This is a genomic window from Cellulomonas sp. PS-H5 (assembly GCF_019265565.1).
Lineage (GTDB): Bacteria > Actinomycetota > Actinomycetes > Actinomycetales > Cellulomonadaceae > Cellulomonas.
On sequence record NZ_JAHVCI010000025.1, the window covers coordinates 13496 to 33857 of the forward strand.

Sequence of the window (20362 nt, forward strand, 5' to 3'; positions counted from 1 at the left end):
GGCCCGTCGACCCGCGTCGAGTGGAGCGTTCTGCCCGACACGCCCCGGGCGTGTCGGGCAGAACGCTCCACCGAACCCCGGTCCCGGCGCGCGACGACGAACCGCCCGCCCCCGGGGTGCCGGGTGCGGGCGGTCGGCGCCGTGCGGGGTGGTCAGGCGCGGGCGCGGAGCGCGACGACCACCTCGTCGAGCAGGTCGTCGATCGCGTCCTGGTCGTAGCCCTCGCGGAACTTCGTCGCCTGGAACCGCTGGTTCAGCACGTCCTCCGGCGCGAGCGACCCGCCGGCCCCGTCCAGCGCGGCCGCGGCGCGCTCGGCGAACTCCTCGACCTCGCCCTGGTCGTAGCCCTCGCGGAACTTCGTCACCGGGGTCGCCGCGAGCCGGGCGCGCAGCTGCGCACCGGTGAGCTCGGCCCCCCGGCGCGGGGCTCCACCCCGGCTGCCGGCCGCGGTCCCCGACGTCGCCGAGAGCATCGGCGCGTCGGGGCCGCGGAGCAGCTTCGTCAGCCAGGACATCCCCGCGCCCCGTCAGTCCGCAGCGCCGTCGGCGCCAGCGGCAGGCCGGTCCGCCGGGGCGTGCACCGGGGCGACGGTCGCGTGGCTCTGGGCCGGGACGGCGTGCCCCGCCGCCGGGGCCGAGCCGCCGCCGAGCCCGCGGACCAGGTCGAGCAGGTCGATCCCCGTCTGCGCCTTGAGCATCGTCGCCAGCTCCTGCACGCCCGTCGACACCTGGCCGGGCAGCCGCGAGGCGCCGTCCTTGTCGATGATCGTGATGTCGTCGATCTTCCCGAGCGCGTCGGCGTACGGCTGGGCCACCTTCGGCAGCGCGTCGAGCACCATCTGCAGCCGCGCGGACTCCGGGAACGCCTGGTACGCGTCGGACTCCGCCTTGATCGCGGCGGCGCGGGCCTCGCCCTGGGCGCGCTCGGCGGCGGCCTCGGCCTCACCGCGCGCCTGGATCCCGTCGGCCTCGGCCCGGGCGATCGCCAGCGCACCCTCGGCGCGGCGCTGCTGCTCGATCAGCGCGGCCTCGGCGCGGGCGCGGGCGGCGGACGCCTCGGCGTCGGCCTGCGCGGTGGTGCGCTGCGCCTCGGCCTCGGCCTTGCGGATCGCCGAGGTCTTGAACGCCTCGGCCTCCTGCTCCGCGGCGTACTTGCGGGCGTCGGCCTCCTGGGCCGCCTCGTACTTGCGGGCCTCGGCGGGCTTGCGGACCTCGGTCTGCAGCTCCTGCTCGCGCAGGGCAGCGCGGCGCAGCGCCACCTGCTCCTGCTGGACCAGGACCTCCTGCTGCGCCTCGGCCTGCGCGCGCTCCTGCGCGGCGGCGGCGTCGGCCTGGGCGGTCGCGGTCTCCTGGGCGATCGTCGCGTTGCGGAGCGCCAGCGCCTTGTTCGACTCGGCGATCTGCACGGCGGCCTCGTTCGACCGCTCGGTGCTCTCCTGCCGGGCCTGCGCCTCGGCGATCTCGGCGTCACGGGCGACGGCCGCGGCGCGCGGGCGGCCGAGGTTGCGGATGTACTCGCCCGTGTCCTCGACGGTCTGGATCTCGAAGTTCTCCAGGATGAGGCCGCGCTCGGCCAGCATCGGCACCGCGATGTCCTTGACCTCCTTCGAGAACTCCTGGCGCTCGTAGAGGATCGATTCGACGGTCAGCGTGCCGGCGATCGTGCGGAGCACGCCGACGAGGACCTCGGAGGTCTGCTGCTCGATGACCTGCTCCTGGCTGCGGCCCGCGAACCGCTGCGCGGCCGCGCGCACCATGCGCTCGGTGCCGCCGACCTTGACGACCGCGATCGACCGCAACGTCACGCCGACGCCCGACTTCGTGGTGGCGTCCTCGGCGGCGACCGGGAAGCTCTGCGACGCCAGCGACAGCCGCACGACCTGCTCGAAGATCGGCTTGACGAACGTGCCGCCGCCGATCACGACCCGCTGGCCGGACAGGTCGGTGGTCTCGTCGCCCGTCTCCGGGTTGATGACGGGCTTGCCGCTCTTGCGGCCGGTGATGATCAGCGCCTCGTCGGGCGTGGCGATCTTGAACCGGACCTTGGCGTAGATCGCGCCGACGATCGCGACCGCGATCACGACGACGACGACCAGGACGACGATCAGGGCAGTTCCTGCGAGCTCCATGGGACTCCTCGGGCACGGCCGCGAGGGCCGGTCGGTCGGGTGGGCTGCCTCGACCCTAAGGGGACGCACAGCCCGCGGTCAGCCGTTTCGCTGACGCATCACCCCGCCGTCGCCGAGGTCGATGGTTCCGCGCCGGTGCCCGGTGTGTCGCCGCGGCGTGTCGCGCGGAACCGTCGACCTCGCGCCCGCGGCTACGCCGGCCCGACCCGGAGCGCCGCCTCCGCGTCGTCGGCCGCCCACTCCTCGTCCGTCAGCAGCCGGCTGCGGATCAGGAAGCGGACGCCCTCCGGGGCCTCCAGCGAGAAGCCCGCGCCCCGGCCCGGCACCACGTCGATCGTCAGGTGCGTGTGCCGCCAGTACGCGAACTGGCTGCGGCTCATCCACACCGGCACCGCGAAGTCGTCGTCGACCTCGAGGTCGCCCAGGTGCACGTCCGCGTCGCCGGTCAGGAACTCGCCCGCGGGGTAGCACATCGGCGACGACCCGTCGCAGCAGCCCCCGGACTGGTGGAACATCAGCTCCCCGTGCTGGTCCCGGAGCCGGCGCAGCATGTCGGCGGCGGCCGGGGTGTGGTCGACCCTGCTCATCGTGCCTCCCTGCCCGTGGGGCCCCGGGAGTCCGGGGCCCCACGGGGTCCCGGTCAGAAGAACCCGAGCTTCTGGCCCGAGTAGGACACCAGCAGGTTCTTGGTCTGCTGGTAGTGGTCGAGCATCATCTTGTGGTTCTCGCGGCCGACGCCCGAGCCCTTGTAGCCGCCGAACGCCGCCGCCGCGGGGTACGCGTGGTAGCAGTTCGTCCACACGCGGCCGGCCTCGATGTCCCGGCCCGCGCGGTAGGCGATCGCCGACTCCCGGGACCACACGCCCGCGCCCAGGCCGTACAGGGTGTCGTTGGCCGTGTGGATCGCGTCCGAGTAGTCGGAGAACGACGTCACCGCGACGACCGGGCCGAAGATCTCCTCCTGGAAGATCCGCATGGAGTTCTTGCCCTCGAAGATCGTCGGCGTCACGTAGTACCCGCCGGCGAGGTCGCCGTCGAGCTCGGCCCGCGTCCCGCCCGTGAGCACCTTGGCGCCCTCGGCCTTGCCGATGTCGATGTAGGACAGGATCTTCTCGAGCTGGTCGTTGGACGCCTGCGCGCCGATCATCGTCTCGGTGTCGAGCGGGTTGCCCTGCTTGACGGCCTCGGTGCGGGCGATGGCGTCGGCGAGGAACCCGTCGAAGATCGACTCCTGGATGAGCGCGCGCGACGGGCAGGTGCACACCTCGCCCTGGTTGAGGGCGAACATCGTGAAGCCCTCGAGCGCCTTGTCGTAGTAGTCGTCCTTCGCGCGGGCGACGTCCTCGAAGAAGATGTTCGGGCTCTTGCCGCCGAGCTCCAGGGTCACCGGGATGATGTTCTGGCTGGCGTACTGCATGATCAGCCGCCCGGTGGTGGTCTCGCCGGTGAACGCGATCTTCCGGATCCGCGGGCTGGACGCCAGCGGCTTGCCCGCCTCGACGCCGAACCCGTTGACCACGTTGACGACGCCCGGGGGCAGCAGGTCGGCGATCAGCTCCATCAGCAGCAGGATCGACGCGGGGGTCTGCTCGGCCGGCTTCATCACGACGGCGTTCCCCGCGGCCAGCGCGGGCGCGAGCTTCCAGGTCGCCATGAGCAGCGGGAAGTTCCACGGGATGATCTGCCCGACGACGCCCAGCGGCTCGTGGAAGTGGTACGCGATGGTGTCGGCGTCGATCTCGGAGATCGAGCCCTCCTGCGCGCGGACGGCCCCGGCGAAGTACCGGAAGTGGTCCACGGCCAGCGGCAGGTCGGCGGCCAGCGTCTCGCGGACCGGCTTGCCGTTCTCCCAGGTCTCGGCGACCGCCAGCATCTCGAGGTTCTCCTCGATCCGGTCGGCGATCTTGTTGAGGATGACCGCCCGCTCGGTCGCGGACGTCCGGCCCCAGGACCGGGCGGCGCCGTGCGCGGCGTCCAGCGCGCGGTCGATGTCGGCGGCGTCGCCGCGGGCGACCTCGGTGAAGGTGCGGCCCGTCACCGGCGACGGGTTCTCGAAGTAGCGGCCGGACGCGGGGGCGACGAACTCGCCGCCGATCCAGTGGTCGTAGCGCTCGCGGTAGGTGGCGGGGCTGCCGGGCTGCCCCGGCGCTGCGTAGACGGTCATGTGCGCCCTCCGTGCAGGCTGACCGGCCGTCCCGGGGTGGGGTCGCGGCCGGGCGCGCCGCCTCGTTGCGGCGCGTGCCCCGGACGCTAGGTCGGCGACGGTTGCAGGTGCGTTGCACCGCAGGTGGCGCGCCCGGCGCGGGCCCGCGTCCCGTCACCGCCAGGGGTGCCGCGCCGGCCCCGCGCCCAGCCGGCGCACCAGAAGGTCGAGGCGCCCGGCCGCGCGGGCGTGCGCCGCGGAGCCGGGCGGCGTCACGGCGACGAGCCGCTCCCACGCCTGCCAGTCCTCCCCGCCCTCCTCGCGGTCGAGCCAGCGCTCCAGCACGACCGGGTCGGTCGCGTGCAGCACTGCGGCCCGCACGTCGGAGGCCAGGGCGTCCCGCACCTGCTCGACGCCCGGCGCGCGCGACCGGGGCAGCACCGGCCCGGCGTACCGGTCGAGGGCGGCCCGCACATCGCCCGCGACCAGCGCCTCCCGGACGCCCGCGACGTCGGTGCCGAGCGGGTCGGCGAGCCGGTACGGCCGCGACCGGTCGACGAGCGGCCCGGCGACGCGGCGGAGCCGGGACACCTCCGCGCGCACCGCGACGTCCGACATGGCGTCGGGGTGCAGCAGGACGGCGAGCTCGTCGGCGTGCAGCCCGCGCGGATGCTCGGCGAGCAGGAGCAGCAGCTCGGCGTGCCGGAGCGACAGGTCGCGGGCGGGGGCGCCGGGGGTGTGCAGCACGCCGGAGCCGGGGCGGAGCACCTCGAGCCGGGCGGTGGTGGGCGCCGCGGGACCCCCGACCGGCCACCCCGCGACCACTGACGGTCCCGGCCACCCGGTCCCTCCCGCCGGTCCCGGCCCGCGCGCGAGGGCCCGGGCCCGCAGGTCCGCCTCCACGGCCGCGGCGGTGGCCCGCACCAGCGAGAGCATCAGCGCCGACGCCGCCGCGTCCCGACCGGTGACGTCGAGCGCGCCGAGCGCCCGGCCGGCCGGGTCCCGCAGCACCGCGGCGGTGCAGCTCCACGGCTGGACGGCCCGCGTGAAGTGCTCCGCGCCGAGCACCTGGACGTCGTGCCCGGTGGCGAGGGCCGTGCCAGGGGCGTTGGTCCCCGCGTGCGCCTCGTCCCACGCCGCGCCCTCGACGAACCCGACCCCCTCGACCGCCCGCCGCACGCGCGCGTCGCCCGCGACCCAGAGCAGCCGGCCGTCCGCGTCGGTCAGCGCGACCAGGAACCCCTCGGTGACCGCGGCGTCGAGGAGCAGCCCGCGCACCACCGGCAGCGCGTGCTGCAGCGGGTGCTCGGACCGGTAGGACCGCAGGTCGGCGTCGGTGAGCGCCACGGGCGGCGCCGGGCGCTCGGGGTCGACGCCGCTGCGCAGGCTGCGCCGCCACGAGTCGGCGACCACGGCCCGGACCCCGGTGACGGTCCCGGTGCTGAGGAACCGCTCGTGCGCGGCGTGCAGGGCGCGGCCGCCCGCGAGGGACCGCGCGCCCGGGCGGAGCAGGTCAGGTTCCTCGCCCGGCACGGCCCACCCCCTCGACGTCGTCGTCGCGGGGCCAGTGTGGCCCGCACGGCGCGGCGGCGCCAGGTCGTGCGGCGCTGCTCCGACCGGGTGTCCGCCGTTCGGGGGACCGCACTCGCCGCCGGTCCGCAGCCGCCCGCGGCCGCCCGGCCCCGCCGTGCCCGGTGAGCAGCGCGGTCGCGTCCGGCGCCCGTCCCGCGGCCCGCGGCGACGCCGATCCCAGCCGGTCGGTCGCCATTCGGATCACCCGGGAAACCCCCCAAAACGGGACAAACGCGCCCCTACGCTCGCGCTCGGACACGTCAGGACCGGGCGTGCCAGGGGGAGGACATCGTGCGGACCCGGCTGCTCGCGCTCGCCGACGTGACGGACGCGGAGGAGGAGGCCTGGCACCGCCTGGCCGACCACGCCGCCGAGCCGAACGTCTACCTCGACCCGCGGTTCCTGCTGCCGGCGCGCGACCGCGGGCGGGCGGCGGCGGACCTCCGGCTGCTCGTCGTCGACGACGGCCCCGAGTGGCTGGCGGCGCTCGCGGTGACGACCAAGCCGTTCGCGCCGCGGCTCCCGCTGCGCGCGGCGACGACGGGCGGGGCGTTCATGACCGGCCACGCCGACCGGCACCACCCGCTGCTCCGCGCCGGGCGCGAGGTCGAGTCGCTCCGCGCGCTGCTCCGCGGGGCGCGGTCGGCGGGGCTCCCGGGGCTGCTCCAGCTGCAGCACCTGCCGCTGGGCGGGGCGGTCGAGCGGGCGCTCGCCGAGATCGCGGCGGCCGACGGCACGCCGGTGCTGGAGCGCCGGCGGGTGGTCGCCGCGTTCGCGCCGCGCGCGGGCGTGGTGGTGCCGGAGGTGCCCGAGGGCCCGGGTCCGCTGGTCGACCCGCCGCTCGCCTGGGAGCACATGGCGACGGACGAGCGCCGGAACATGCGCCGCGGCGTGCGCGGGCTCGCCCGCGAGACCGGCGGCCCGCTGGAGCTGCACGACGTGACGGACGACCCGCGGGCCGACGACGACTTCCTCGCGCTGCAGGCGGCCGGCTGGAAGGGGGACTCCGGGCGGGGCGGTGCCGCGCTGGCGCTGGACCCCGTCGCCGAGCGCTGGTTCCGTGCGGTCGTCGGCGCGTTCCGGCGGGACAAGGACCTCCGGGTCGTCCGGCTCGCCGGCGGCGGGACGACGCTGTGGACCGGGTACGCCCTGCGGTCGGGCTCGGCCTGGTTCGGGTTCCTCGACGCCTACGCCGAGGCGCACCGGCGGTACAGCCCGGGGTCGATCGGGCGGGTGGCGAACATGACCTACCTGCTCGCCACCACCGACGCCCCGTTCTTCGACCCGGCGTTCGACTCCCGGTACGCGACCGGCGCGCGGATCTTCCCGGCGACCCGCACGCACGTCGACGTGCTCGTCGCGACCGGCGGCCCGGCGGCGCGCGGCGTGCTGCGCGCGGTCCCCGCGGCGCGCCGCCTGGGGCTGGTGCCGGACTGACGCCGGGCGCGCCGGCCCGACCGCGGGAGCGCGCGTGGGACGCTGGGCGGGTGAGACTCCGCCGCCCCACGGTCGCCGCCGACCTGCCCGCCGGCTTCCACGCCGCCGAGGCCCGCGCGCTCCAGGTCGCGCTGGTGGGCGTGCTGTCGGCCGTCGAGCGCGCCGCCGACGCGCCGGTGCCGGTCGACGTCGCCTTCGAGGCGGGCCGGGACGACGCGGTCGTCGTGCTGTGCCGGAACCGGGTGGTCGGCTTCGTGCCCGCCGCGTACGCCGACGGGCTGCGGGCGCAGGTGGCGGCGGCCGGCCGCCGCGCGCACCTCGTGGCACCGGGGCGGGTCGTCCGGGACGGCGGGCTGCGGCGGGTGTGGGTCGGCCCCGAGCCCGAGGGCGGGCTGCCGCCGGTGCCCGGCGGCCTGGACACGCTGCCCGAGCCGCAGCCGACGATCCTCGGCGTCCCGCTGCGGCGCGACGGGGTCTGACGCCGCGCCGCACGCGCCGCCCTCACGCCCCGGCGAAGAACCCGCCCGGCGCGATCCGGTCGCTGAGCCGCTGGGCGTAGTGGTCGAAGAACACCCGCGCGACGAGCTCCCGCCGGCTGCCGACGCCCGCCTTCTCGAACACCGCCTTGAGGTGGTCCTGCACCGTCCACGGCGACAGGTGCAGCGCGCGGCTGATCTCCTGCGTGCTCTCGCCCTGCAGCACCCCCGCCACGACCTCCTGCTCCCGGCCGGTCAGCCCGAGCGCGGCGACGACGAGCGGCACGATCTCCGGCGGCCGGGCCTCTTCGATCGTCACGACGACCTGCCGGGGCCGGCCGTCCGGCCCGCTGAGCGGCGCGGCGTGCACGACCAGCCACTCGCCCGCCGGGGTGCGCACCCGCAGGCGCGGGACGGTGCCCAGCCGCCCGGCGGCCAGCGCGCGCGCCGCGGCGGTGATCGCCGCGACGGGGTTGGGCAGCGCGCCCCAGCCGGCACCGCCGAGCTCCGCCAGCCGCACCTCCGCGGCGGGGCTGAGCCGGCTCACGGAGTCGTCCGCCTCGACCACGAGCACCGCGGGCCCGAGGATGGGAGTGGCACGCTCGTCGGCGGCACCCGCCACCACCGCCGTCACCAGGCCGGCGCGCACCCCGAGTGCGATCGCCGGCGCCATCCGCGCGAGGAACGCCGCCTCCGCCGGGCTGAACCCGCCCGCGGCACCGCTGCGGTACAGGGCGACCGCCGCCCACGGGGTGCCGTCGGCCAGCGCGGCGGCGCGCATCTCGTGGTCGAGCGCCCAGTGCGGGACGAACACCTCGCGGTGCCGGCTGCTCCGCCGCGGGTCGCCCCCGGTGTCCTCCGCGAGGATGCCCACGGGGTGCTCCCGCCGCGCGAGCGCGAGGAACAGGTTGACCTCGTCGGTCACGTACTCGTGCCGGAGGAACTCGGCGTCCATCTCGTCGCCGAGGTTCCGCTTGACGGACCCGGTCAGCAGGCCGGTGTCTGGGTCGACCGGGCCGATGCACGCGGCGTCGAACGGCACGGCCGCGCCGAGCAGCTCGGTCGCCTCCACGGCGAACGCGCGCCACCCCAGCCCGGAGCGGGCCAGCGCCTCGAGCCCGCGCTGCACGGGCTCCGTGCGGAGCGTCGTCATGCCCCCGATGGTGCTCCAGTCCGGATCGTCCGGAAAGCCCCATTTTCCCGGCGGGGACCGTGCGTGGGAGGACGGGGTCGCGACCACCCAGGTTCCTGGGATACCGCGGCCGTCCCGGCGCCGGGACGCTCGTCGGCATGGTCACGGAGATCACGGCCCCCGAGCCGCTCGGCACCACGCTCCTCGACGAGCTCCGCGCCGCCGTCACCGGCGCCGTGCTCGATCCCGGCGACCCGGAGTGGGACGTCGCACGCCTGCCGTGGAACCGGCTGGTCGACCAGCAGCCGCTCGCCCTCGTCGTCGCCGCGGACGCGTCCGACGTCGCGGCCACCGTGCGCTGGGCCGCGCGCCACGGCGTCACGGTCAGCGCCCAGCCCAACGGCCACGGCGCGAGCAGGGCCCTCGACGGCACCGTCGTCGTGCGGACCGCCGCCCTCGGCGACATCTGGGTGGACGCGGACGCCCGCGTCGCCCGGGTCGGCGCCGGGGTGAAGTGGGGCGACCTGCAGGCGGCGCTCGACGGCACCGGCCTGACCGCGCTCATCGGCTCCAACCCGGACGTCACGGTCGTCGGCTACAGCCTGAGCGGCGGGCTGTCCTGGTTCAGCCGCGCGTACGGTCCCGGCGCCCAGTCGATCCGCGCGGCCGAGGTCGTCGACGCCTCCGGGGCGCTGCGCTGGGTGCGGTCGGACGACCCCGCGGACGCGGACCTCCTCTGGGCGCTGCGCGGGGGCGGTGGGGAGTTCGCGCTCGTCACCGCGCTCGAGCTGGACCTGCACCCGGCGCCGCGGATCCACGGCGGCCTGCTCGGCTACCCGGCTGAGGCCGCGGGTCCGGTGCTCCGCGCGTTCCTCGAGCTCACGCGGTCCGCGCCGGAGGAGCTGACCGCCTGGTTCACGCTGATGCACCTGCCGGACGCGCCGTTCATCCCGGCGGAGCTGCGGGGGCAGTCGCTCGCGGTCGTCACCGCCACCTACCTGGGCGACGCCGCGGCCTGCGAGCGGCTGCTCGCGCCGCTGCGCGCCGCCGGGCCGGTGCTCCGGGACACCGTCCGGGCGGTGGCGCCGGGGGAGGTGGGGCTGCTCGCGGAGGAGCCCGTCGACCCGGTCCCGGCCGTCCTCGCCGGCACCCGGCTGCACGGCTTCGACGACGACGCGGCCGCCGAGCTGCTCCGTGTCGCCGGCGCGGGCAGCGGCACCCCGCTGCTCCAGGCGCAGCTCCGGCACGTCGGCGGCGCCCTCGCCCGGGAGCGGGTGCCCTCCGCGGCCGGCACCGCCGACGAGCCCTACCTGCTCACCGGCCTCACGATCGTGCCGAGCCCGGACCTGGCGCCGCTGGTGTCCGCGGCGCTCGACCAGCTGTTCACGACGTTCGCGCCGTGGAGCACGGGCACGGCGCCGCTGACGTTCCTCGACCGGGACGAGTCGATCCGGCGGGCCTACCCGGCCGCGACGGTCGACCGGCTGCGGGCGGTCAAGGCCGCGGTCGACCCCGCGGGGATCTTCCGGGGCAACCGCCCGGTCGACGCCTGACGCGCGCGGCGCGCGGGCCGGTCCCCGGCAGGGGGGTGGGCCGGCCCGCGCGCCCGCGCGTCCGGGGGTCAGCGGCCCGCCGACGCCGCCCAGCGGATCAGCGGCCACTGCAGCGGCAGCCGGGCGAGCGTGACGCCCGCCCGCACGGCGGCGCCGCGGCTCCGGTGCCGGGCCAGCCCGCGCACGCCGTCGACGGCCATCTGCACGTTCGCCGGGAACACGGCGGCGAGGAGCGCCGCGCTCGCAAGCCCCGCGACGCGCCGGGTGGCGGGGAGCGCCAGCCCCGCGGCGCACGCGAGCTCCGCGACGCCGGACGCGAGCACGAGGTCGCGCGGGCGGGGGAGCGCGCGCGGCACGGCCGGCTCGAACACGCGGGGCCGCACCAGGTGCACCACGCCCGAGACCAGGAACGCGGCGGCCACGACGCCGGCGCCGCGGGTGAGCGGGCGGGCGGGGGCCGGTGCGGCGGCGGTCGGCAGGCTGCGGGTCACGCGCCCATCCTCGCCGCGTGCGCGCCCGCGGGCACCCGGGCCAGACTGGGGCGATGACCGCACGGCGCTGGGTGGTGCACGGACAGGTGCAGGGGGTCGGCTACCGGGCCTCGATGGCCGCGGAGGCCCGGCGGCTCGGCGTCACCGGCTGGGTGCGGAACCGCGCCGACGGCACCGTCGAGGCGCTGGCCGAGGGGTCCGCCGACGCGGTGGCGGCGCTCGCGGCTTGGGCGCGCGAGGGTCCGCGGTTCGCCGACGTGACGCGCGTGGAGGAGCACGACGCACCCCCGGAGGGGTCGACGGCCTTCACGATCGCCGGCTGACCGCGGCCCGGGGCCTGCCGGCGCCGGCGCCGGCCCCGCCGGTTCGGTGCGTCTCGCCGGGTTCGGTACCCACGAGCACCGAACCGGGCGGGGAGCACCGAACCCGGCGGTGGGCCGGACGAGCGAGGCCGTCAGACGCCCGGGACGATCACCGCGCGCCCGCGGACCTGGCCGGCGTGCAGCCGCTCGTACGCCTCCGGCGCCTGGTCGAGCGTGAACTCCTCGACGTGGATCGTGATCGCGCCGCGCTTCGCGAGCTCGACGACCTCCATCAGCTCCGTGCGCGAGCCCCAGTTGATGGCCCGGCCGTTGACGTCGAGCGGCACCGTCGTCTGGCCGATGCGCACCGCGCCGGACGCCACGCCCACGACCACGACGTCGCCGCCGACGCGCACCATGCCGCCGGCCAGGTCGGCGGTCGGCTGGATGCCGACGAAGTCGAGGACGACGTCGGCGCCGAGCCCGCGGGTCAGGCCCTTGACCGACTCGATCGCGTCCGGGTTCGACAGGAAGGCGTGGTCCGCGCCGACCTCGCGGGCGAACGCGAGCTTGTCCTCGGCGACGTCGAGGACCACGACCGTGCTCTGGGTCAGCGCCTTGAGGATCTGGATCGCGACGTGGCCCAGGCCGCCCGAGCCGATGACGACGGCGGTCGTGCCCGGGGTCAGGCGGGGGAGCGCGGACTTCACGGCGCGGTACGGGGTGAGGCCGGCGTCCGTCAGCGAGACGTTGCGCACCGGGTCCAGGTCACCGAGCGGCACGAGGTGACGGGCGTCGTCGACGACCATGTACTCGGCCATGCCGCCGTCGGTGAAGATGCCGGGCGCGCGCATGCCCTGCTCGCAGTTCTGCTCCTCGCCCGACGCGCACGCGTAGCAGCGGCCGCAGCCCCACGGGCCGTACACCAGGACGCTCTCGCCGACCTCGACGCCGTGCACGCCCGCGCCGACCTGCTCGACGACGCCGGCGACCTCGTGGCCCAGGGTCAGCGGCAGCGGCTTGAACGAGTAGTCCTCCGCGGAGGCGCCCATGATGAACTCGTCCGAGTGGCAGGCGCCGGCGGCGGTGACGCGCAGCAGCACCTCCGACGGGCCGGGGGTGGGCTTGTCGACCTCGACGAGCTCGGGGCGGGCACCGATCGTGCGGTACTGCAGGGCCTTCATGGCAGCGACCTCTTCCTCCGGGACGACCCCCGGGTGCGTGGTAGGTGCATCCACCATACGCTTGAAGTATCAACTACCGAGTGGTCGAGATCCGCGGCACCCCGCGCACCGTCGCGTGTGTCACAGGTCACGTCTACGGTCGGAGCATGAACGTCGTCCTGATCCCGGGTTTCTGGCTCGACGCGTCCTCGTGGGCGCCGGTCTCCGCGGCCCTGGAGGCCGCCGGGCACACCCCGCACCCCGTCACACCGCTGGGCGCCGGCGGCGCGGCGGACGAGGTCGCGGGCATCACGATCGCCGACCAGGCGCGCGCGGTCGCGGAGCTGATCGACGGCATGGACGGCCCGTTCGTGGTCGTCGGCCACAGCGGTGGCGGCGCCGTCGCGCACGCCGTGGCCGACCTGCGGCCCGACCGCGTCGAGCAGGTGGTCTACGTCGACAGCGGCCCGCTCGGCGAGGGCGGCGTCGTCAACGACGAGCTGCCGGTGGTCGACGGCGTCGTGCCGCTGCCGGACTGGGGCGTGTTCGAGGAGGAGGAGCTGGAGGGGCTGACGGACGAGATCCGCGCCGACTTCCGCGCCCGCGCGCTCTCCGTCCCGCCGCTCGTGGCCAACGGCCCGCAGCGCCTGCACGACGAGCGCCGGTACGAGGTCCCCGTCACGGTCATCACCTCGACCATGCCCGAGGCGGTGCTGCGCGACCTCATGGCCAAGGACCACCCGTACGTCCGCGAGCTCGCGCGCATCCGGGACGTGACGGTCGTCGAGCTGCCGACCGGCCACTGGCCCCAGCTCAGCCGCCCGGACGACCTCGCGGCGGCCGTCGTCGCCGCGGTCCAGGGCGAGGCCGACGCCGAGGAGGCCATGGCCGTCTCGACGTGAGTTTGCTATGGCCGACTTTACTAAAGTCGGCCATAGCAAAGTCGGCCACAGCGAACTCGGCGCCAGTCACGGTCGACGGGATCGCCGAGCCGGACCCCTTCGTCTCACCCTCCTGCCAGCGTGGATGACACGTCAGGTGCGCGTCACCTACCATCGGCCGCGACCCGCCGGAGCCGCGGGCCGCGACAGGGGACCGCGGCACGCCACGCCGCTCCGGGACGGGCGGAAGGGCCCGCGTCGCCGCGGGCGTGGCAGGCGGACCCCGGAGAACGGCACCGTGATCAGGATCGGCATCGTCGAGGACGACGCGGCGAGCGCCGCGCTCCTCCTCGACCACCTGCGTCGGTACGAGCGGGACCACGGCGAGCAGTTCGACGTCACCCGGTTCGCCGACGGCGCCCAGGTCGTCGCGGGCTACCGGCCGGTGTTCGACATCCTGCTGCTGGACGTCGAGATGCCCGAGCTCGACGGGTTCAGCGCCGCCGAGAAGATCCGCCAGGTCGACCGGGACGTCGTCATCGTGTTCATCACGAACATGACCCAGTACGCGATCAAGGGCTACGAGGTCGACGCGCTGAGCTACGTCCTCAAGCCGGTGCCGTACTTCGCGTTCTCGCAGGAGATCAAGCGGTCGATCGCGCGGCTGCGCCGCCGGTCGGCCGACTACCTGCTGCTGACCGTCGACGGCGGCCTGGTGCGGGTCGCGACCGACGACATCGTGTTCCTGGAGTCGGCCAAGCACCGCACCACGGTGCACACGGTCGACGGCCGGTACTCGGTGGTCGGCCCGCTGAAGTCGCTGGAGGCGGAGCTCGAGGGCAAGAGCTTCTTCCGCAGCAACAGCGGGTACCTGGTGAACCTGCGGCACGTGCTCGGCGTGCAGGGCAGCAGCGCGCTGATGGTCGGCGGGCACGACCTGCTGATCAGCCGCCCGCGGAAGAAGGCGTTCCTCGCGGCGCTCACCGACTACCTCGGGGCGCGGCACGCGTGATCATGGAGACGCTCCCGGACATCCCGCGGGTCCTCACGGGCATCGCGGAGTGGGCGGCGTGCCTGCTGTACGTCCTGCTGCGCCGCCGGCGGCTCCCGGTCCGCCGCCTCGTGCTCGTCGCCGCGGCCGCGCTCGGGGTGCTGGTCGCGGTCCAGGAGCTCGCGGACCAGCTGCCGCTCGCGCTGTGGTCGCTGGGCATGGCCGCCGCGGTGGCGGCGATGTACACGTTCATCGTCACGGCCGCGCGGGTGTCGGCGCGGGACGCGGGGTACTTCGCCGCCCGCGCGCTAGTGCTCGCGGAGCTGGTCGCGGCGCTGCACTGGCAGATGCACTGCTTCTTCTTCCTGCCCGAGGGCCGGCCCGGGGTCGCCTGGCAGGTGGCGTTCGGCGTGGTCATGTACGTGGCGTCGTTCGTGCTGGTGTACCTGATCGAGACCCGGCACTTCCGCCCCGCCCAGCCGCTCGAGGTGTCGTTCGGCGAGCTCGCCTCGGCGGTGGCGATCGCGCTGGTGACGTTCTTCATGAGCAACATCAGCTTCCTCAACGCGAACACGCCGTTCAGCGGCCGGCTGGGGCTGGAGATCTTCTACATCCGCACGCTGGTGGACCTGTGCGGGTTCGTCGCGCTGTACGCGCAGCAGGGCCAGCGGCTCCAGCTCCGGGCGCGCGCGGACGTCAAGGCCGTCGACGAGATGCTGCGCCGCCAGCACGAGCAGTACCTGCAGTCGAAGCGCAGCATCGAGGTCGTCGACCGGAAGTACCACGACCTCAAGCACCAGATCGCGGTCCTCCGCGCGGAGAGCGACGAGGGCAAGCGGGCGTCCTACCTGGACGACCTGGAGGCCAGCGTGTCCGGGTACGCCGCGCAGGCGCGCACCGGCAACGGGGTGCTCGACGTCATCCTCACGTCCAAGAGCCTGGAGTGCGCCGAGAAGGGCGTCGACCTCACCTACGTCGCGGACGGCGCGACCATCGACTTCATGTCGGCGATGGACGTCTCCGCGGTGTTCGGCAACGCCCTGGACAACGCGATCGACGCGGTGATGGCGGTGCCGGAGCCGGAGAAGCGGCTGGTCAAGGTCGCGCTGTACGCCACCGGTGGCTTCGTGCTCGCGACGTTCGAGAACTACTTCTCGGGGACGCTGCGGACCGAGGACGGCGCCATCGTCACCCGGCGGGCCGACCGCGACCGGCACGGGTACGGGCTGAAGTCGATCCGGCACACGGCGGAGAAGTACGGCGGCTCGATGACCGTGAGCGCGGACGACAGCTGGTTCGCGCTGCGGATCCTGCTGCCGGTCCCGGCGACCAGCCGCACCGACGACCCCGGCGCGCTCGCGCGCTGACGCGCCGCGGGGGCCGCCGGGCTCAGCCCAGCGCCACCCGCGCCGCCAGCGCCGGCGCCGACCGCTCCAGCACGGCCCCGCTCGTCCACAGCGACAGCGCCGACGCGATCGCCATGTGCATGTCGAGGTACAGGTACGACCCGAGCCGCCCGCCGAAGTGCACGTCGGGCTCGTCCTCGGCGAGGTCGCGGTAGGCGCGCAGCCGCTCCCGGTCCTGCGGGGTGGCGACGGGGTAGTACGGCTCGTCGCCGGGCAGGGCGAACCGGGACCGCTCGCGCATGATCACGGTGCGGTCCTGCGCGTGCCGGTCCTCGCGCTCCGGGTGGTAGTGCCGGAACTCGTGCACCCGGGTGTGCGGGACGTCGAGGTCGGCGTAGTTCATGACGCTGGTGCCCTGGAAGTCGCGGACGGGCAGCACCTCGGTCTCCAGGTCGAGCGTGCGCCAGCCGAGCGGCCCGGCGTGCTCGTCGAAGTACCGGTCCACCGGCCCGGTGTAGACCACGGGCACCTGCCCGCGCACGGCGGACCGGCTGAACGGCTGGGACGCGTCGAAGAAGTCGGTGCCCAGCCGCACGTCGATCCGCGGGTGCGCGGCCATCGCCTCGAACCACGGGCCGTAGCCGTGGGCGGGCAGCCCCTCGTAGGTGTCGGCGAAGTACCGGTTCTCGTAGGTGTACCGGACGGGCAGCCGGGCGATGACGGACGCGGGCAGCTCGCGGGGGTCGGTCTGCCACTGCTTCGCGGTGTAGTCGCGGATGAACGCCTCGTACAGCGGCCGCCCGATCAGCGAGATCGCCTTGTCCTCGAGGTTCGTCGGGACGCCGCCCGCCAGACCCTCGGCGGCCTGCTCCGCGACGAGCGCCCGCGCCGCCTCCGGCCCCATCGCGGTGCCGAAGAACTGGTTGAGCGTCCCGAGGTTGATCGGCAGCGGGTACACGGTGCCCGCGTGCGTGGAGTAGACCCGGTGCCGGTAGCCGGTGAACGCGGTGAACCGCCGGACGTAGTCCCAGACCCGCTCGTTCGACGTGTGGAAGATGTGCGACCCGTACCGGTGCACCTCGATGCCGGTCTCCGCGTCGACGCTGCTCCAGGCGTTGCCCCCCAGGTGGTCCCGCCGGTCGATGACGGTGACCGACAGGCCGGCCTCGGCCGCGCGCTCGGCGACCGTCAGGCCGAACAGCCCGGCGCCGACGACGAGCAGGTCCATGCGGGTTCCTCGGGGGACGGGGCCGCGGTGCGGCCGGGTGGCGGGGCGAGCGCCCCGAGTGTAGGGCGCGCGCGAGGGCCCCGTGGCGACGGCCGACGACCCGTGCAGGTTGTGCACCGGAATCGACAGATCGTGCACGTGACGGGGTCGCGGCGCCCGGCGACCGGGTCGGGCCGGCACCCGGCCGACGCCCGGCCCACCGCCCCGGATGCACCCCGTCCCGAGACCGCTCCGTGATCCCCCTGTGACCTTGCTGACCGTTTGTGCTCCCGAACCGACAGTCTTTCGACGCCCCGGTCCCGCGGCCCCGTCGCGCTGGTCGACTGGGGCCCGCGACCGCAGGACGAGGACGTCGAGTCACGGGTCGCGATCGGTTCTCCAGGTGCGCTGTGGCGCGCACACGGGACGCCGGCACCGCCCGACGAGGGCGCGGCGCCGGCGGCGCGCGAGCAGAGCCGCGAGATGACAAGGAAGGTCGATGAAGACAACCATCACGGTGCGACGGCGCAACGGCGGGTACGTCAAGGGTGCGGCGGCGGTGGCGGGTCTCGCCCTGTTCGCCCTCACGGCGTGCTCCCCCTCCTCGTCGGACGAGGACACCCAAGCGGGCGACTCCTTCACCACCCGGGAGGTGACCGACGGCAAGACCGAGTTCGTCGTCGTCACGAACCCGGGCGACGGACCCGTGCTGTCCTACGGCAAGGACAGCGGCGTCGAGCTCCTCACCGAGGAGATCGACGGCAAGGAGTACGCCTTCAAGGACATGAACGGCAACGGCGAGCTCGACGTCTGGGAGGACTGGCGCGAGTCGTCGGAGGACCGCGCGGCGGACCTGGCGCAGCACCTGTCCAAGGAGCAGATCGCCGGCCTCATGCTGTTCAGCTCGCACGAGCGCTCCCCCGCGGACGGCCTGACCGACGCGCAGAAGGAGTACATGTCGGAGTCGCGGCTCCGCAACGTGCTCAACGCGGGCCCGAACGACGTCGAGGCCAACGTCACCTGGTCGAACCAGCTCCAGGAGTACGCCGAGGAGCTGGCGACCGAGGACGAGCCGTACGTCCCCGTGAACTTCTCCTCCGACCCGCGCTCGACGGCGGAGTCCGGCGGCAACTACAACGCGTCCGGCGACATCTCGCGCTGGCCGTCTCACCTGGGCCTGGCCGCGACGTTCGACACCGAGACGATGACGACCTTCGCCGAGGCGGTCTCCGCCGAGTACCGCGCGCTGGGCATCGGCACCGCGCTCAGCCCGCAGATCGACCTGGCGACCGACCCGCGCTGGCTGCGCGTCGACGGCACGTTCGGCGAGAACGTCGAGCTGGCGTCCGCCATGGCGACGGCCTACGTCGACGGCTTCCAGACGACGCCGGGCGAGGACGGCTGGGGCGACGAGTCGGTCAACGCGATGATCAAGCACTGGGCCGGCGACGGCCCGGGCGAGGGCGGTCGCGAGTCGCACACCGAGGCCGGCAAGTACGGCGTCTACCCGGGCGACAACTTCGACGCGCACGCCGAGGTGTTCCTGGGCGCGATGGACGCGGCCGCGGTGATGACCGCCTACTCCATCGCCCTGGACGGCGAGGGCCAGCCGCTCGGCGGCGGCGACCGCATGGGCAGCGCGTACGACTCGTACCGCACCGGCCTGCTGCGGGAGAACTTCACCGGCGTGGTCGTGACCGACTGGGCCGTGACCGCGGGCGGCAGCACCGACCCCGACGCGATGATCGGCACCTCCTGGGGCGCCGACGACATGACCGTCGAGGACCGGCACTACGCGATCCTGAAGAACGGCGTCGACATGTTCGGCGGCAACAACGCGGTCGAGCCCGTGCTCGCGGCGTACGACATGTGGCAGGCCGACTTCGAGGCCGGCGAGAACGACGTCGACGCGCAGACCCGCTTCGAGGAGTCGGGCACCCGGATCCTCAACATGCTGTTCCAGCCGGGCCTGTACGAGAGCGCCTACCTGGACCTGGACGAGTCGACGGACGTCGTCGCGAGCCAGGACAAGATGGACGCCGGCTACCAGGCGCAGCTCGACTCGGTCGTGATGCTGAAGAACGACGCCGACACCATCGCCGCCGCCGAGGCGGGCGACTGGGCCGACAAGACCGTGTACATCCCCCGCAACTTCGACACCGGCCAGGCCGGCCTGTTCGGCCCGGGCGAGTACTCCGAGGGCCCCGGCCTGACGGTCGAGATCGCGGAGGACTACTTCGCGAAGGTCGTCACCGACGAGGCCGTCGAGGACGCGGACGGCAAGGTCACGAGCTACACCGCCCCGGACCTGTCCGACGTGGACCTCGTGCTGGTCGGCATGGACAGCCCGAGCTCGGGCGCCGTGTTCGCCAACTCCGGCCACGACGAGACCACCGGTGAGTGGTACCCGCTCTCCCTGCAGTACCGCCCGTACACCGCGGACGGCGAGAACGTCCGGAAGGTCTCGATCTCCGGCGACCTCCTGGCCGACGGCACGCAGGAGAACCGGTCCTACTTCGGCAACACCTCGCGCACGTCGAACGAGTCGGACCTCGACGCGTTCGAGCGCGCCGTGGCCGCCGTCGAGGCGTCCGGCAAGGACATCCCGGTCATCACCGTCCTCAAGGCCAAGAACCCGACCGTCCCGGCCGAGTTCGAGGCGAAGTCCGACGCGATCCTCGTCGGCTTCGGGGTCAGCGACCAGGCGCTCATCGAGACCGCGATCGGCCTCAACGAGCCCCAGGGCCGCCTGCCGATCGGCTTCCCGGCCTCCATGGACGCGGTCGAGAAGCAGCTGGAGGACGTCCAGGAGGACACCGAGCCGTACGTCGACGCGGCCGGCAACTCCTACGCGTTCGGCTTCGGCCTCAACTACGCGGGCCCGATCGAGGGCTGACGCACCCACCGCCCGCGCAGGCGGCCCCGCCGTCAGGCGGACCCGGCCGCGGGGTGGGCCCGCGGCCAGCACCCACCAAGGAGCACAGAAGTGAAGCGCAACAAGGCCCTGACCTCCGCCCTCGGCGTCGTCGTCGCCCTCACCGGCGTCTTCGGCCTCACCGCCTGCGGCAGCGACGACGGCGGCAGCAGCAGCAGCAACGACTCGTCCTCGGGCGAGCAGGCGGCGTCCGAGTCGGACATCGCGGAGGACCTGGAGAACGCCCGCACCGCCGTCGCCGACGCGCTGGCCGAGGACGACTCCTGGGCCCAGATCATGCTCGCGAGCGACGTCTCGGCGCCGACCGTGAAGTACGGCCTGCTCGTGGTGCCCTACACCTTCTCGGAGGCGGCGTCCCGCATCCAGGGGACCGTCAACATCGACGGCGGCAAGTACACGATCGACGGGGACTCGGCCGAGACCGGCCAGACCTGGCAGATCGACCAGGACGGCACCATCACCGAGGTGACGGAGTAGTCCTCCGCCCGGCCCGTCGGGCCCCGTCACCGGGGCCGGGCGGGCCGGGCGACGCGGCGCGTGACAGTCCGTGCCGCGAAACCGACTGATCGTGCTGCCGTGCCGGACGGCCCCGATCGGCGCACCT

At 74.7% G+C, this 20362-nt stretch carries 17 protein-coding genes and 1 pseudogene; 9 read left to right on the plus strand and 9 right to left on the minus strand.

All coding sequences use genetic code 11. The features are described from left to right. Nucleotides 1–164: 164 nt before the first annotated feature. The 5 genes and pseudogenes from J5O08_RS20960 to J5O08_RS11335 all read right to left on the minus strand — a co-directional run. A pseudogene (locus J5O08_RS20960) lies at nucleotides 165–296 on the minus strand (DivIVA domain-containing protein); the annotation flags it as partial. A gap of 231 nt (nucleotides 297–527) precedes the next feature. Beyond that, nucleotides 528–2129 (minus strand): flotillin family protein, encoded by a 1602-nt coding sequence (locus J5O08_RS11320; RefSeq protein WP_218706972.1) that lies wholly within the window; start codon nucleotides 2127–2129, stop codon nucleotides 528–530. Between the two features lie 191 nt (nucleotides 2130–2320). Continuing rightward, nucleotides 2321–2716 (minus strand): DUF779 domain-containing protein, encoded by a 396-nt coding sequence (locus J5O08_RS11325; RefSeq protein WP_217616511.1) that lies wholly within the window; start codon nucleotides 2714–2716, stop codon nucleotides 2321–2323. Between the two features lie 53 nt (nucleotides 2717–2769). Further along, entirely contained in the window at nucleotides 2770–4293 is a 1524-nt protein-coding gene (locus J5O08_RS11330) for an aldehyde dehydrogenase family protein (protein ID WP_218706973.1), read from the minus strand. Nucleotides 4294–4446: 153 nt separating this feature from the next. Beyond that, nucleotides 4447–5805 (minus strand): transcriptional regulator, encoded by a 1359-nt coding sequence (locus tag J5O08_RS11335; protein WP_308281565.1) that lies wholly within the window; start codon nucleotides 5803–5805, stop codon nucleotides 4447–4449. A gap of 330 nt (nucleotides 5806–6135) precedes the next feature. Here J5O08_RS11335 and J5O08_RS21630 point away from each other — a divergent pair, with 330 nt between their 5' ends. Together J5O08_RS21630 and J5O08_RS11345 are read left to right on the plus strand one after the other, a co-directional pair. Next, on the plus strand, nucleotides 6136–7281 hold the full coding sequence (locus tag J5O08_RS21630) for a GNAT family N-acetyltransferase (protein WP_218706974.1): 1146 nt from the start codon (nucleotides 6136–6138) through the stop codon (nucleotides 7279–7281). Nucleotides 7282–7331: 50 nt separating this feature from the next. Next, nucleotides 7332–7760 carry a hypothetical protein gene (locus J5O08_RS11345; protein WP_218706975.1) on the plus strand — a complete coding sequence of 143 codons (429 nt, stop codon included), beginning with the start codon at nucleotides 7332–7334 and terminating at the stop codon, nucleotides 7758–7760. Nucleotides 7761–7782: 22 nt separating this feature from the next. Here J5O08_RS11345 and J5O08_RS11350 read toward each other — a convergent pair whose 3' ends face one another. Further along, nucleotides 7783–8910 carry a helix-turn-helix transcriptional regulator gene (locus tag J5O08_RS11350; protein WP_218706976.1) on the minus strand — a complete coding sequence of 376 codons (1128 nt, stop codon included), beginning with the start codon at nucleotides 8908–8910 and terminating at the stop codon, nucleotides 7783–7785. 137 nt (nucleotides 8911–9047) lie between these two features. Here J5O08_RS11350 and J5O08_RS11355 point away from each other — a divergent pair, with 137 nt between their 5' ends. Further along, complete coding sequence (locus tag J5O08_RS11355; RefSeq protein ID WP_218706977.1) at nucleotides 9048–10442, plus strand: FAD-binding oxidoreductase; 1395 nt, start codon at nucleotides 9048–9050, stop codon at nucleotides 10440–10442. Between the two features lie 68 nt (nucleotides 10443–10510). On the opposite strand, the gene J5O08_RS11360 is transcribed toward J5O08_RS11355, so the two are convergent. After that, nucleotides 10511–10933 (minus strand): DoxX family protein, encoded by a 423-nt coding sequence (locus J5O08_RS11360; RefSeq protein WP_308281567.1) that lies wholly within the window; start codon nucleotides 10931–10933, stop codon nucleotides 10511–10513. 53 nt (nucleotides 10934–10986) lie between these two features. On the opposite strand from J5O08_RS11360, the gene J5O08_RS11365 reads away from it, so the two are divergent. Continuing rightward, the gene (locus J5O08_RS11365; RefSeq protein WP_218706978.1) at nucleotides 10987–11256 is read left to right on the plus strand and encodes an acylphosphatase; all 270 of its coding nucleotides are present in this window, start codon (nucleotides 10987–10989) and stop codon (nucleotides 11254–11256) included. A gap of 131 nt (nucleotides 11257–11387) precedes the next feature. Here J5O08_RS11365 and J5O08_RS11370 read toward each other — a convergent pair whose 3' ends face one another. After that, the gene (locus tag J5O08_RS11370) at nucleotides 11388–12419 is read right to left on the minus strand and encodes an NAD(P)-dependent alcohol dehydrogenase (RefSeq protein WP_218706979.1); all 1032 of its coding nucleotides are present in this window, start codon (nucleotides 12417–12419) and stop codon (nucleotides 11388–11390) included. Nucleotides 12420–12565: 146 nt separating this feature from the next. Here J5O08_RS11370 and J5O08_RS11375 point away from each other — a divergent pair, with 146 nt between their 5' ends. The 3 genes from J5O08_RS11375 (at nucleotide 12566) to J5O08_RS11385 (ending at nucleotide 15637) form a co-directional block, all read left to right on the plus strand. Then, nucleotides 12566–13300 (plus strand): alpha/beta fold hydrolase, encoded by a 735-nt coding sequence (locus J5O08_RS11375; protein WP_218706980.1) that lies wholly within the window; start codon nucleotides 12566–12568, stop codon nucleotides 13298–13300. A gap of 277 nt (nucleotides 13301–13577) precedes the next feature. Beyond that, nucleotides 13578–14291: a LytTR family DNA-binding domain-containing protein gene (locus J5O08_RS11380; protein WP_210417376.1), complete on the plus strand. Its 714-nt coding sequence runs from the start codon at nucleotides 13578–13580 to the stop codon at nucleotides 14289–14291. 2 nt (nucleotides 14292–14293) lie between these two features. After that, complete coding sequence (locus tag J5O08_RS11385) at nucleotides 14294–15637, plus strand: ATP-binding protein (RefSeq protein WP_218706981.1); 1344 nt, start codon at nucleotides 14294–14296, stop codon at nucleotides 15635–15637. Nucleotides 15638–15659: 22 nt separating this feature from the next. Here J5O08_RS11385 and glf read toward each other — a convergent pair whose 3' ends face one another. Next, a complete protein-coding gene (gene glf, locus J5O08_RS11390; protein WP_218706982.1) occupies nucleotides 15660–16844 on the minus strand; it encodes a UDP-galactopyranose mutase in 1185 nt (394 codons plus the stop codon). A 478-nt stretch (nucleotides 16845–17322) separates the two neighbouring features. Here glf and J5O08_RS11395 point away from each other — a divergent pair, with 478 nt between their 5' ends. Together J5O08_RS11395 and J5O08_RS11400 are read left to right on the plus strand one after the other, a co-directional pair. Then, a complete protein-coding gene (locus J5O08_RS11395; RefSeq protein ID WP_218706983.1) occupies nucleotides 17323–19719 on the plus strand; it encodes a glycoside hydrolase family 3 N-terminal domain-containing protein in 2397 nt (798 codons plus the stop codon). Between the two features lie 90 nt (nucleotides 19720–19809). Then, complete coding sequence (locus J5O08_RS11400) at nucleotides 19810–20235, plus strand: hypothetical protein (protein WP_218706985.1); 426 nt, start codon at nucleotides 19810–19812, stop codon at nucleotides 20233–20235. Nucleotides 20236–20362: the final 127 nt, after the last annotated feature.